Here is a 13004-nt window from a genome sequence, read left to right on the forward strand (position 1 = left end):
GGCCATGTCCGAAAGCGTGCCGGTGCGCTGTCCGGTCTGTCGGCGCGAGCACCTCTACGCGGCGCCGACATACCCGTGCGCGTGCGGCGCCCCGGTCTCGCCGCCGCTGGAGCCAGGAGCGCGGGCGGTGACGCATCAGGTGTGGGAAGAGACCTGGGTCACCGTGGAGTGCGCGCTGTGCGGGCGCCGGTCGGAGTGGCCGCACCCGGAACTGGGGTGCGCGTGCGGGACGGTGCTGCGGATCGCCGTGACGGCGGACGGGGCCGGCCCGGCGCGTTCGGTACCGGAACGGGCCGCGGCGCGCGGCGGGACGGCGGACGCGGCGGAAGCGCCCGCCGCCGCAGAGAGGCCTTCCCTCGCCGAGAACCGCGGACCCGCCACGCCCGCTCCCCCGCGCCGCGCCTTCCAGCCCCTCACCATCCGCACCGCGCGCGACGCGGTGACCGTGGTCGCGTTGTACCTGCGCTGGCTCGGCTACCAGGACATCCGGCGGGCGGACCAGCGACCGCCGTCCGGCATCGGTCTCGCCGCGCGCGGCCTGCTGGCCCAGGTGGACCCCACGGTGCGCCGCGCCTCACCGCGGGACGTGGAGTGCCTGTGGCTGACGGCCATGACGGAGTCCGCGCACTGCGTCTACTTCTCCCTGGCCGGCTACACCACGGAGGCCCGCACCCGCGCCGACAGCCTGGGAGTCCCCCTGTTCGTCCTGGACCTGACGGGCACCCCGCAGCCGGTGAACGCCCTGGCGGACGAGTTGGGCGACACCTGACCGGACCGCCCTACCCCTCCCCGTACCCCTCCCGCAGCTCCACCTTCCGCACCTTCCCCGACACCGTCATCGGGAAGGCCTCCAGGATCCGCAGCCGGGTCGGGATCTTGTAGTGGGCCAGGCGGCCCTCGCAGAAGGCGCGCAGGTCCTCCAGGCTCGGCGGGGCCGCCGGGTCGCGGGGGATCACGCAGGCCAGCACCTCCTCGCCGTAGCGCTCGTGAGGGACCCCGACGACCTGGACGTCCGCGATCCCCGGGTGGCCGTAGAGGAACTCCTCGATCTCGCGCGGGTAGATGTTCTCGCCGCCCCGGATGATCATGTCCTTGATGCGTCCCACGATCTCGACGTACCCGTCCTCACGCATCGTCGCCAGGTCACCGGTGTGCATCCAGCGCCCGGCGTCGACGGCCTCCGCGGTCTTCTCGGGCTCGTTCCAGTAGCCGAGCATCACGCTGTAGCCCCGGGTGCACAACTCCCCCGCCGCGCCCCGGGGTTGGGTGACCCCGGTCGCCGGGTCCACGACCTTGACCTCGATGTGCGGCAGGACGCGGCCCACCGTGCCGGTGCGGTGTTCGAGGTCGTCGTCCCTGCGGGTCTGCAGCGAGACCGGGGAGGTCTCCGTCATGCCGTAGCAGATGGACACCTCCGCCATGTGCATCTCGGCGACCACCCGCTTCATCACCTCCACCGGACAGGGCGAGCCCGCCATGATCCCGGTGCGCAGCGAGGACAGGTCGTACGACGCGAAGTCGGGGAGGTTCAGCTCCGCGATGAACATGGTCGGGACGCCGTAGAGCGAGGTGCAGCGCTCCTGCTGGACCGCGCCCAGGGTGGCCGCCGGGTCGAAGGACGGGGCCGGGATCACCATGCAGGCGCCGTGCGAGGTCGCCGCCAGGTTGCCCATCACCATGCCGAAGCAGTGGTAGAACGGCACCGGGATGCAGATCCGGTCCTGTTCGGTGTAGGCGATCAACTCCCCGACGAAGTAGCCGTTGTTGAGGATGTTGTGGTGGGAGAGCGTGGCCCCCTTGGGGAAGCCCGTCGTGCCCGAGGTGTACTGGATGTTGATGGGGTCGTCGCAGGACAGCTCCGGGAACTCCGGTGCCACGACGGCCCGTTCGAGTAGGGCCCGCCAGCTCGGGTCGCCGATGTAGACGACCTCCCGCAGCTCACGGCACCGGCCCCGCACGTCGTCGACCATCGCCCGGTAGTCGCTGCTCTTGTGGCTCAGCGAGGCGAACAGCAGGGAGATGCCTGCCTGGTTGAGGACGTACTCGACCTCGTGGGTGCGGTACGCCGGGTTGATGTTGACCATGATCGCGCCGATGCGGGCGGTGGCGTACTGGACCAGCGTCCACTCGGGGCAGTTGACCGCCCAGATGCCCACCCGGTCGCCCTTCACGACCCCGGCACCGAGCAGCGCCCGCGCCAGCTCGTCGACGTCGGCACCGAACTGCGCATAGGTCCACCGCCGCCCGGACGGCACGTCCACCAGGGCCTCGCGGTCGGGCCAGGTGGCCACCGCCCGGTCGAGGCTGGCGCCGATGGTGTCGCCGAGCAGCTCGGTCGTGCTCACGCCGTGCGTGTACGAGCTCACCGGAAGTCCTCCTCGCGGCTCACCGGAAGTCCTCCCCGTGCTTTCACCGGAAGTCCTCCTCGCGGTACTCGGCGTCCGAGCCGGCGGCCGTGGCCTCCCGGAGCTCGATCCGGCGGATCTTCCCGGACACCGTCTTCGGCAGCGCAGCGAACTCAAGCCGCCGGATCCGCTTGTAGGGCGCCAGCGCCTGACGGGAGTGCTCGAAGAGCACCTTGGCGGTGTCCGGGCCGGGCTCCCAGCCCGCCGCCAGCACCACGTACGCCTTCGGGACCGCGAGCCGCAGCTCGTCAGGGGCGGGCACGACGGCCGCCTCGGCCACCGCCTCGTGCTCCAGGAGCACGCTCTCCAGCTCGAAGGGGCTGATCTTGTAGTCGGAGGCCTTGAACACGTCGTCGCTGCGACCGATGTAGGTCAGGTAGCCGTCCTCGTCCCGGGACGCGACGTCCCCGGTCCGGTAGTAGCCACCGGCCATCGCCTCCGCCGTACGGTCCGGGTCGCCGTGGTAGCCGGTCATCAGGCCGACCGGCCGGGCCGACAGGTCCAGCGCGATCTCGCCCTCGGCCGCGCCGGGCGCGCCGGACACCGGGTCGAGCAGCTCCACCTTGTATCCGGGGCTGGGGCGGCCCATGGAGCCGGTCTTCAGGACCTGTCCGGGGCTGTTGGAGACCTGCACGGCGGTCTCGGTCTGGCCGAAGCCGTCCCGGATGGTGATGCCCCAGGCCCGCCGGACCTGCTCGATCACCTCGGGGTTCAGCGGCTCACCGGCCGCGACCACCTCCCGCGGCGGGGTGCGCAGCTGGGTCAGGTCGGCCTGGATGAGCATGCGCCACACGGTCGGCGGGGCGCAGAAGGTGGTGACGCCCGCCCGGTCCATCTCTGCCATCAGACGGGCCGCGTCGAAGCGCGTGTAGTTGTGGATGAAGACGGTCGCCTCGGCGTTCCAGGGCGCGAACAGATTGGACCAGGCGTGCTTGGCCCAGCCGGGCGAGGAGATGTTCAGGTGCACGTCGCCGGGCTCGAGGCCGATCCAGTACATGGTCGCCAGGTGCCCGATCGGGTACGAGGTGTGCGTGTGCTCGACGAGCTTGGGCCGGGCGGTGGTCCCGGAGGTGAAGTACAGCATCAGCGGGTCGTCGGAGAGGGTCGGGCCGTCGGGCAGGAACTCCGCGGAGGCCGCGTAGGCGTCCTCGTACGGCTGCCAGCCCTCCGGGACGCCGCCCACCGCGATGCGGGTGTAGTCGCCGGGCACGTCGTCGAACTTGCCGGTGTCCTCGGCCCGTACCAGCACGTGCCGCACCCGGCCGCGCTCGACGCGGTCCCGCAGGTCGGCGGGGCCTAGCAGCGGGGTCGCCGGGATGACGACGGCCCGCAGCTTCATCGCGGCGAGGGCGGTCTCCCACAGCTCGGTCTGGTTGCCCAGCATGACGAGGATCCGGTCCTCGGCCTCCACCCCGCGCTCGCGCAGCAGGTTGGCGACCCGGTCGGAGCGCTCGGCCATCTCGGCGAAGGAGAGCCGGACCTCGCCGCCGTCCTCCTCGACGATGTGCAGGGCGGTGCGGTCGTTGCCGCGCGCGATGACGTCGAACCAGTCGAGCGCCCAGTTGAAGTGCCGCGGGCGGGGCCAGTCGAAGCCCTCGTACGCGGTGGCGTAGTCCTCGCGGTGCGCCAGCAGGAAGTCCCGCGCCCCGCGGAAGTCCTCCGTAGCCGTCATCTCTCGTCCTCCTCGTGCCGGACTGTTGCCGGGCGGCTCTCTGCCATCGTGTAATCCGTGATGCGGGTCTCACTACCCCCGAACGGGGGTGTGTGCCGCGGTGGAGGGACGAACAGGTGACAGTGGACGCGGCCGGTGCGGTGGAGATCCGGCGTGCGCTGGTGCGGCTGCGGCGCACGACGGGCCTTCCGGTCGCCTTCGGGGGCCTGGTGGAGGCCGGCCGGCCGCGGATGCGGATCAGCGAGCTGAGCGGCACGGCCACCACCTCGCTGCTGGCGCTCGCGGTGGCCTCGGGCAACGGCCTGGGCGGCAAGACGGTGGCGCTGGCCCGCCCGTGCGCCGTGGCCGACTACTCCCTGTCCCGGCAGATCAGCCACGAGTACGACGCCGCGGTCGCCGCCGAGGGCCTGCGCTCGGTGCTCGCCGTGCCGGTGGTGGTACGGCGCCGGGTGCGGGGCGTGCTCTACGGCGCCCTGCGCGACGCCCGGCCGCTGGGCGACCGGACGATGGCGGCGGCGGTGGACGCGGCGCGGGACGTCGAGCAGGCGCTGGTCGTCGGCGACGAGGCCAGGGACGTGCTGGCGGCGGCGCGGGCCGAGCCGCCGCCGGGCGACAGCTCCGGCTGGGAGCAGGTCCGGGAGGCGCACGCGGCGCTGCGGGCGCTGGCCCCGCGGATCGCCGACCCGGCGCTCAGGACCGAGCTGCTGGACGCGTGCGCCCTGCTGACCCCGGCGCCCGCGTCCCCTGCGGGGGTCGCGCTGGCCCCGCGTGAGCTGGACGTCCTGGCGTGTGTGGCGGCCGGTGCGACGAACGCCGTGGCGGCGGCCCGGCTGGGGGTGAGCGCCGAGACGGTCAAGGCGTACCTGCGGTCGGCCATGCGGAAGCTGGCCGCCGGCACCCGGGGCGAGGCGGTCGCGGCCGCGCGTCGGGCCGGGCTGCTCCCGTAACATTCGTAGACATCTCATTCAGGTACGGGCGCTTTGAATTTCTTGATACGTAACCGGTTGTTATCTCCCTCACCGCATCTTCCCGCCGAATTCCGCAGCACCTTGCCTAATATTGGCCACGACACGCCACAGGGAGGGGAGCGCTGCCCGTGCCAAGCGACTTCCAGGAGCCCGCGCGATGCCGCCCCGACCTGGTGATCGGACGCGACGACCTGTTCGCCCAGGCCCGTGACCGGCTGACCCGGGGCGGCAGCGTGCTGCTGCACGGCCCGGCCGGTATCGGGAAGTCGACCGTCCTGCGGGCCCTGGCCACGGAATGCGGCGACGCGGCCCGCACCGTGCTGCGCTGCTCGGCCACCGAGTCGGAGTCCCACCTGCCCTTCCTGGCCCTGGCCGACCTCTTCGGCCTGGTCCTGGACGACATCTCCGACAAGCTGCCCGCCGCCCAGCGCACCGCCCTGGAGTCGGCGCTGACCGGCCGCGGCGAGTCCACCCTCCAGCGCGACGGTCTCGCCCTGCGCCTCGCGGTGCTGTCGGCGCTGCGCGCCCTCGCCGCCGAGGGACCCGTCCTGATCGTCGCCGACGACATGCAGTGGCTGGATCCCGCCAGTCTCGAGCTGCTCGGTTTCGCCGCCCGCCGGCTCGGCGACATCCCGGTGCGGATGCTGTGCGCGGTCCGGACCGACGGTCCCGAGTACGACCACCATCTACGCGTGTTGCCCCCGGACAGCCTCGCCGTCCGCTTCAACCCGCTCACCCGCGCCCAGACCGCCGCGCTGCTCGACCACCGCGGCTACACCGGCCTCCAGCGCTCCACCGTCCGGGACATCCACCGCACCAGCGGCGGCAACCCGTTCTTCGCCCTGGAGCTCGGCCGCGCGCTCACCGAGAGCCCGGTGCCGCCGCGCCCCGGCGACCCGCTGCCGGTGCCCACCTCGCTGCGGGCCCTGGTGCTCAGCCGCCTGGAGATGCTGTCCGAGGAGGCCCGCCGCACCCTCCTGGTGGCCAGCGCGGGCGCCCGCCCCACCCCGGCCCTGCTGCACGCCGCGGGCCGCGGGGACGCCGAGGCCGAGATGGCCCAGGCGGCCGCGCTGGGCCTGCTCGCCACGGAGGCCGAGGGTCCCGCCGTACGGTTCGCACATCCGCTGATCTCGGCCGCCCTGTACGCGGAGGCGCCCGCGCAGGACCGGCGGGAGGCGCACCGCGCGCTGTCCACGGCCGCCTCCGACCCGATCGAGCGCGCCCGCCACCTGGCCCTCGCCACCCACGGCACCGATCCGGAGGTGGCCGCCCGGCTCGCCGAGGCCGCGGCCCTGGCCCGGGACCGGGGCGCCCCCTCGATGGCCGCCTCGCTCGGACTGCTGTCGGCCCGCCACACCCCGGCGGACAGCGTGCCCGCCCCGGACGTACGGCGGCTCACCGCGGCCGAGGACGCGATCACCGCCGGTGAGCTGGACCTCGCCCGGGACATCGCGCGGGACGTGCTGACCCGGGCCAGCGTGCCCGCGGACCGGGTGCGGGCCTGGATCATCGTGATCGACACCGCGGGCCACGCCATGACCGAGGTCGACGCGGTCTTCCCGCAGGCGCTGGCCGACGCGGGCGACGACCCCGGACTGCTCGCCCTGATCCGCTACCAGCTGGCCTGGCGCGCCCTGCTCGTCGAGGGCGACTTCGACGAGGCACGCGCGGAGGCCGCCCGCTCGGCGGCGCTGGCCGAGCGGGCCGGCGACCGGTACAACGAGCTGATGGGCCTGTCCCTCCAGGCCCAGCTGGAGACACTGATGGGCCACCCGGACGCCCCCGCGACCATCAAGCGCGCCCTCAAGGAGCCCCAGGACCCCCGGGTGGCCTGTCACCACAACGGCGCCGGTTACTCCCGTTTCCGCTGGCTGATCATGAGCGACCAGCTGCCCGAGGCCCGCGCCACGGTCACCGCCCTGCTGCGCGAGGTCCGCCGCCGCGGCTCGGTCGAGAGCGAGGTGCACTTCCTGCGCGGGGTGGCCGAGACCGAACTGCGCTCCGGGCACTGCGGGCGGGCGCTCGACCTGGCCCGGGAGAGCCTGATGATGGCCCGCGACACCGGGATCGGCGAGGTGGCCTCGGCCGTGCTCGCCTCCCTGGCGGAGGCCTCGGGCGGCAGTGTCGAGCGGGCGCTGGAACTGGCCCGGGAGGCGGTCGGCCACTCCGAGGAGAACGGCGACCAGATGTACGAGTCCCGGGGCCTGGCCGCCCTCGGGTACGCCCAGCTCGTCGCCGGGGACGCGGAGGGCGCGGTCCGCTCGCTGCGCCGGGTGCGCGAGCTGGAGCACGGCCTCGGCATCACCGACCCGGCGCGCGGCCGGTGGCAGGGCGACCTCGCCGAGGCCCTCGTACGCATCGGGGAGATCGGGGAGGCGCAGGACGTCATCGACGGGACCCGGGTGAACGCGCTGCGCCTCGGCCGGGAGAGCGTGCTCGCCGTGCTGGACCGGGCCGAGGCGCTGGTGCGGGCGGCGCGTGGTGAACACGACTCCGCGCTCGACCGGTTGACGTCGGTTCAGGACCGGCTCGCCAAGCTGGGCTACGGCCTGGAGGAGGCCCGCGCCGCGTTCGCGCTGGCCCAGTTGCGCACCCGGCAGCCCGGTCCCACGTCGTACGACGAGGCGGCCCGGCTCTTCCGGCGCTGCCGTGCGCTGCCCTGGCTGCGGCAGGTGGAGACGGCCGCGCTGACCCGGCCGGTGGAGCCGGCCGCTCCGTTGACGACCGCGCAGGACGGGCTGGACAGCCTCGAAGGGCTTGCCTCGATGGAGCGTCAGGTGGCGGCGCTGGTCATGGAGGGCGCGACCAACCGGGAGATAGCCGCGCGGCTGTTCATCAGTGTGAAGACGGTCGAGGCGACCCTCACCCGCGTCTACCGCAAGCTCGGGATCCGCTCCCGCGTGGACATCGTCCGGCTGGCGGCGGGACGAAGGTCGTAACCGAACGCCCCTGCGTACGGCTCCACTCAGGGCCGACCGAGGGTTTTCCCTGCCCAACTCCCTTAGGGGCTTCCCTCATTGGGAAGGGGAACTCCCGCGTTCTAGCTTATGAACGTGCCGCTCGCCCGGGCATACGGGGGTCGGTCCCGCGACCCCCGTGTATCACCCCCCACACCCGCGCGACCCCCACCGGCAACCCTGAGGAGACTCACCGATGTTCGGTCTCACCCGTGCGAAGAAGGCCGGCGCCGTCGGCCTGGCGACGGCCGCTGCCGCCGCCACCGCGTTGCTCAGCGCCCCCACCGCTGTCGCCGCTCCCCAGCCCATCGTCGGCGGTACGACGACGACCACGACCGCCTACCCGTTCATGATGCAGATCACGGACGCCTCGCAGAACCAGTTCTGCGGCGGCACCCTGGTCTCCGCGACCAAGGTGGTCACCGCGGCCCACTGCATGGTCGGCGAGACCACCAGCAGTGTCAGAGTCGTCGGCGGCCGCACCTACCTCAACGGCACCAACGGCACGGTCAGCCGGGTCAGCAAGATCTGGATCAACCCGAGCTACACGGACGCCACCAACGGCGACGACGTGGCCGTGCTGACCCTGTCGACGTCGATGCCCTACACGAAGGCGTCGTACGTCTCCTCCTCCCAGACGAGCGTGTACGCGGCCGGCACCACGGCCCGCATCCTCGGCTGGGGCACCACCTCGTCGAACGGCAGCTCCTCCAACCAGCTGCGGACCGCGACCGTCCCGATCGTGTCCGACTCCAGCTGCAAGAGCTCCTACGGTTCGGACTTCGTCCAGTCCGACATGGTTTGCGCCGGATACACCTCCGGCGGCACAGACACCTGCCAGGGCGACAGCGGCGGTCCCCTGCTCATCGGGGGCGTCCTGGCAGGGATCACTTCTTGGGGAGAGGGCTGCGCGCAGGCCGGCTACCCGGGTGTCTACACCCGGCTGACGACCTTCTCCAGCCTGGTGACCGCACAGGTCAACTCGTAGTCCCCAGAGGTTTCCTGAGGGTTCCTCAGGTATGAAGCCGGGGGCGTTGCGGGCCTCCACGAGCGGCCCGCAACGCCCCCTGTCCATGTCCTGGCTCTGCACGGGCAGGCGGCACGGCCCTGGAGGCGGACGGCGGTCGCCTGTTTCAATGACCGCCATGGTGTCCACGGACCGTGTCCTCGCCTTCGCCGCGATGTCCCTGCTGGTGATCGTCATCCCGGGGCCCAGCGTGCTGTTCGTGATCGGCCGGGCCCTGGCGCACGGCCGCCGGACCGCGGTGGCGACGGCCCTCGGCAACGTGTTCGGTTCCTACCTGCTCGTCGTGGCCGTGGCGATCGGGATCGGCTCGCTGGTGGAACGATCGGCGTCCGTCTATCTGACGGTGAAACTCGCGGGCGCCGCATACCTGGTCCTCCTCGGCGTCCAGGCCTTCCGGCACCGGGGCGAACTGAGGGCCTCGGCGATCACCGCCGGACCTGCGGGCCCGGCGCGGGGCGACCTGCGGACCGTGCTCGACGGCGCCCTGGTCGGCGTCACCAACCCGAAGGGCGTCGTCTTCTTCGCCGCCGTGCTCCCCCAGTTCGTGAACCACGCGGCGGGCCACGTCCCCGCCCAGATGCTGCTGCTCGGCCTGGTCCCCATCACCATCGGCCTGGTCACGGACACCCTGTGGGGCCTGACCGCGTCCGCCGCCCGCACCTGGTTCGCCGGCTCCGACCGCCGTCTGTCCCTGATCGGCGGCGCGGGCGGCTTCACGATGATCGGGCTGGGGCTGACGGTGGCGGTGACGGGGCGGGCGGACTGAGCCGTCCCGTTCAGGTGGCCCGCTGCTGTACGACGGTCCCGAACCGGATGTCGTACGGCTGCCCGGGGTACAGCGTGGCCACCATGCGCTGCCCCTCCTCGGTGACCTCCCCCCGCTGGGCCCTGGTGAGCCGGCCGAAGGGCTCGACGACGAGGGTGTCCCCGTCGAGCTTCCACACACCTGCGAGGAAGCCGTCGACGAGGAGGGTGCAGTAGGCCTGGTTGCCCTGCCAGCTGCGGCCCCAGTACTCCTTCGGCACCACGCGGGTGCGGTCGGCGTGGGAGAGCAGCAGGTTGTCGAACTCCGGCAGGAAGCGCGGCGGGGCCGGGGTGTCCTCGGCGGGACGGGGCGCGTCGGGGAGGTCGAAGAGCTCGACACCGTGCTCGTCGCGGAAGACGCGCAGCTCGGGGCGGAGTCGTTCGAAGGCCTCGCGGAGCCGGGTGAGTCCGGCCCAGGTCTGCATGTCCTTGACGGAGGCGGGACCGAAGGCGGCGAGGTAGCGCAGGACGGTGGCGTCGGGGGCGGGGGTTGAGGTGGAGGTGGGGCGGGCTGGGTCGGTGGGCCGGTGTTCCGCGGGCGGCGCGGGGTCGGCGGGGCGGCCGAGCCAGTGTTCCGCGGTGGTGAGGGCCACCTGGCCGCTGCGGCCCCACAGCCCGCGCGGGGTGACCTGGACGAGCGGGAGCTTGCACCGGGCGGCGACGGCCAGGGCCTGCGGGTCGGCGTCCGGCCACTCGACGAGGAGGGCCTCCCTCAGCTCCTTCATGGTGCGGGGCTCGCTCTCGACGAGGTCGCGGGCGAGCACGGCGAGCCGGTCGAGGTCGACGCCGTCGAGTCCCTTGCGGAACTGGGTGAGTTCGCGGTCCCGGGCGGGCTGGACCAGCGGCCGCAGGGTGAGGCAGTCCTCGGCGGTGTGGGTGTGGATGGTCGAGCGCATGGTGACGATCCGGACCACCTCGCGGTCGGCCATCAGCGCCGACAGCTCCTCGGGGGCGAACCCGTCGAGGCGGGCGGCGAGCGCGTAGTACGGGGGCTTGACGTTCTGGGCCTGGAGGCCGAGCAGATGCCCGACGGCGGCCTTCGCGGACATGCCGGACCGGCGCAGGAGGAGCTGCCGGTCGAGGGTCGCGCGGTTCAGGGCGCGGGGGCCGAGCACGGGGGCCGACGCGGTCGTCTTCGTCATGAGAAGCACGCTAGCGGCGCTTGCGGACACGTTCTGTCCGCAACTCACGGCGTGGTGCGGGGCGGGCCTCCTGGAAAGTCATTTGCCCCGTATACCCTGCTCTGTGATCACGCCGACATCGGCTCGACCCGAGAGCGAGAGGCATACGATGTCCGAGCGACGCCCCCGTCCCGCGGGGAAGAACTCCGCCAGGAAGTCCGCCTGGCGCCGCGCCCTGACCCCGCCCTCCGCGACCCCGAAGGCCCCGGTGCCCACGGCGGAGCCGGCCGACCCCGAACCGGCCGAACCGGCGAGCATCGTCCAGGCGGCGCTGTACCGCGACGGCGTCCGCGTGTCGTCCCCCGAGACCCTTGCGGACACCTTCCGGGAGCTGCGCGAACAGCCCTCCGGCATGGCGTGGATCGGCCTGGCCCGCCCTCCGGAGAGCGAACTGCTCTCGCTGGCTGAGGAGTTCGACCTGCACCCGCTGTCCGTCGAGGACGCGATGGAGGCCCACCAGCGCCCGAAGCTGGAGCGCTACGGCGACACGCTCTTCGTCGTCCTGCGGGCGGCCCGCTACCTGGACGCACCGGAGGAGGTCGACTTCGGCGAGCTGCACGTGTTCGTGGGCCCGGACTTCGTGATCACGGTCCGGCACGGCGCGGCGCCCGACCTGTCGGCGGTACGCCATCGCATGGAGCAGACACCGGAGTTGCTGGGGCTGGGCCCCGAGGCGGTCCTCTACGCCATCCTGGACGCGGTGGTCGACGGCTACGCCCCGGTCGTCTCGGGCGTCCAGAACGACATCGACGAGATCGAGACGGAGGTCTTCCGGGGCGACCCGGAGGTCTCCCGCCGTATCTACGAACTCTCCCGCGAGATGGTGGAGTTCCAGCGCGCGACCCGCCCCCTGGTGGGCATGCTGCACGCCCTGATGGCCGGTTTCGCGAAGTACGGCACGGACGAGGAACTCCAGCGCTACCTGCGCGACGTGGCCGACCACGTCACCCACACCAGCGAACGCGTCGACGGCTTCCGCCAGGCCCTCACGGACATCCTCACGGTCAACGCGACCCTGGTCACCCAGCAACAGAACGCGGAGATGAGGGCGTTGGCGGAGGCGGGCTTCGAACAGAACGAGGAGATCAAGAAGATCTCCTCGTGGGCGGCGATCCTCTTCGCTCCGACGCTCGTGGGAACCATCTACGGCATGAACTTCGAGCACATGCCGGAGCTGGACTGGAGCTTCGGGTACCCCTTCGCGATCGGCTTGATGGGGGTGGTCTGCGTGAGCCTGTACGTGATCTTCAAACGGCGGGACTGGCTGTGAGCCTCTCTCCGGGGAGAGGTGATCAACGGATGGAGGGGAGTGCGGCTGCGGCGCCAGGCGACTACTGCGCGCCGGTTCCCTGATCGACGAGAAGCCCGGCCCTGACGGCCACGAGCGTGCCGTTGGCCGCGGGATCCTGTGGCGCGGCCAGGACCTTCTCACTGCTGCACAGCAGCTGGACCTTTCCCGCCGTCGCCAGGGTGACCGTCCCCGTCGCGCTCAACGAGGCCTCGTTGTAGCCGCTGCCGCGAGGCGTGGCCATGTTGGGGCCACCGGTGATCCTGCAATTCCCCTTGTCTGCGTAGATGAGGAAGGCGGAACCGGTCAGGGTGTACGTCCCGGCAGGGAGCGACAGAGCGACGACCTGCGTGTCCGTCGTCCCGACGGAGTGCACCGCCGTCGCCTTGTAGACATCGCCCGGAGCGGCCGACGCGGAGGCGATCCTCTGCGAGGCATTCGCAGTGGCTCCCGCGTAAGTCGCTCCCAGGGCTGCCAGGGCGATGGCCGAGATCCCGATGGTTCTGATCCTCACGACTCTACGCACGATCAACTACCCCCTGTGAGTGCCGGATTGAAGACTCAAAATACCCGCGGCACAGCCTCATTGGGCGGAGCGTGATCCGTTCGCCCAAATGGTCACCGCCCCATGGGCTTCGGTTCTCTCCCCGTTCACGGAGGGTTTTCAGCCTGGCGTGCTGATCGGGTCACGCTGGGGCCTCG

At 72.2% G+C, this 13004-nt stretch carries 10 protein-coding genes; 6 read left to right on the forward strand and 4 right to left on the reverse strand.

Annotated features, from left to right (window positions below; translation table 11 throughout):
* Nucleotides 1–4 precede the first annotated feature (4 nt).
* Nucleotides 5–769 carry a hypothetical protein gene (locus H295_RS0100930; protein ID WP_078616544.1) on the forward strand — a complete coding sequence of 255 codons (765 nt, stop codon included), beginning with the start codon at nt 5–7 and terminating at the stop codon, nt 767–769.
* A 10-nt stretch (nt 770–779) separates the two neighbouring features.
* Here the strand turns inward: H295_RS0100930 and H295_RS0100935 are convergent, their stop codons facing one another.
* Together H295_RS0100935 and H295_RS0100940 are read right to left on the reverse strand one after the other, a co-directional pair.
* Nucleotides 780–2366, reverse strand: a complete 1587-nt coding sequence (locus H295_RS0100935; protein WP_020133464.1) for an AMP-binding protein — start codon at nt 2364–2366, stop codon at nt 780–782.
* 43 nt (nt 2367–2409) lie between these two features.
* Complete coding sequence (locus tag H295_RS0100940; protein WP_020133465.1) at nt 2410–4077, reverse strand: AMP-binding protein; 1668 nt, start codon at nt 4075–4077, stop codon at nt 2410–2412.
* Between the two features lie 116 nt (nt 4078–4193).
* Between H295_RS0100940 and H295_RS0100945 the strand changes: the two genes are divergently transcribed.
* The 4 genes from H295_RS0100945 to H295_RS0100960 all read left to right on the forward strand — a co-directional run bounded on the left by H295_RS0100945 (nt 4194) and on the right by H295_RS0100960 (nt 9795).
* Nucleotides 4194–5024 carry a helix-turn-helix transcriptional regulator gene (locus tag H295_RS0100945; protein ID WP_028808924.1) on the forward strand — a complete coding sequence of 277 codons (831 nt, stop codon included), beginning with the start codon at nt 4194–4196 and terminating at the stop codon, nt 5022–5024.
* A gap of 143 nt (nt 5025–5167) precedes the next feature.
* Complete coding sequence (locus H295_RS0100950) at nt 5168–7984, forward strand: helix-turn-helix transcriptional regulator (protein ID WP_028808925.1); 2817 nt, start codon at nt 5168–5170, stop codon at nt 7982–7984.
* A gap of 214 nt (nt 7985–8198) precedes the next feature.
* Nucleotides 8199–8990, forward strand: coding sequence for a S1 family peptidase (locus H295_RS0100955; protein WP_020133468.1), 792 nt, complete (start codon nt 8199–8201; stop codon nt 8988–8990).
* A 157-nt stretch (nt 8991–9147) separates the two neighbouring features.
* Complete coding sequence (locus tag H295_RS0100960; RefSeq protein WP_028808926.1) at nt 9148–9795, forward strand: LysE family translocator; 648 nt, start codon at nt 9148–9150, stop codon at nt 9793–9795.
* A gap of 10 nt (nt 9796–9805) precedes the next feature.
* Here the strand turns inward: H295_RS0100960 and H295_RS0100965 are convergent, their stop codons facing one another.
* Entirely contained in the window at nt 9806–10975 is a 1170-nt protein-coding gene (locus tag H295_RS0100965; RefSeq protein WP_020133470.1) for a winged helix DNA-binding domain-containing protein, read from the reverse strand.
* A gap of 148 nt (nt 10976–11123) precedes the next feature.
* Here H295_RS0100965 and H295_RS0100970 point away from each other — a divergent pair, with 148 nt between their 5' ends.
* On the forward strand, nt 11124–12284 hold the full coding sequence (locus H295_RS0100970; RefSeq protein ID WP_020133471.1) for a magnesium and cobalt transport protein CorA: 1161 nt from the start codon (nt 11124–11126) through the stop codon (nt 12282–12284).
* A gap of 61 nt (nt 12285–12345) precedes the next feature.
* Here H295_RS0100970 and H295_RS0100975 read toward each other — a convergent pair whose 3' ends face one another.
* Nucleotides 12346–12816 (reverse strand): hypothetical protein, encoded by a 471-nt coding sequence (locus tag H295_RS0100975; protein ID WP_020133472.1) that lies wholly within the window; start codon nt 12814–12816, stop codon nt 12346–12348.
* Nucleotides 12817–13004 lie beyond the last annotated feature (188 nt).

Origin of the sequence: Streptomyces sp. 351MFTsu5.1 (genome assembly GCF_000383655.1) — a bacterium.
GTDB classification, from domain to species: domain Bacteria; phylum Actinomycetota; class Actinomycetes; order Streptomycetales; family Streptomycetaceae; genus Streptomyces; species Streptomyces griseorubiginosus.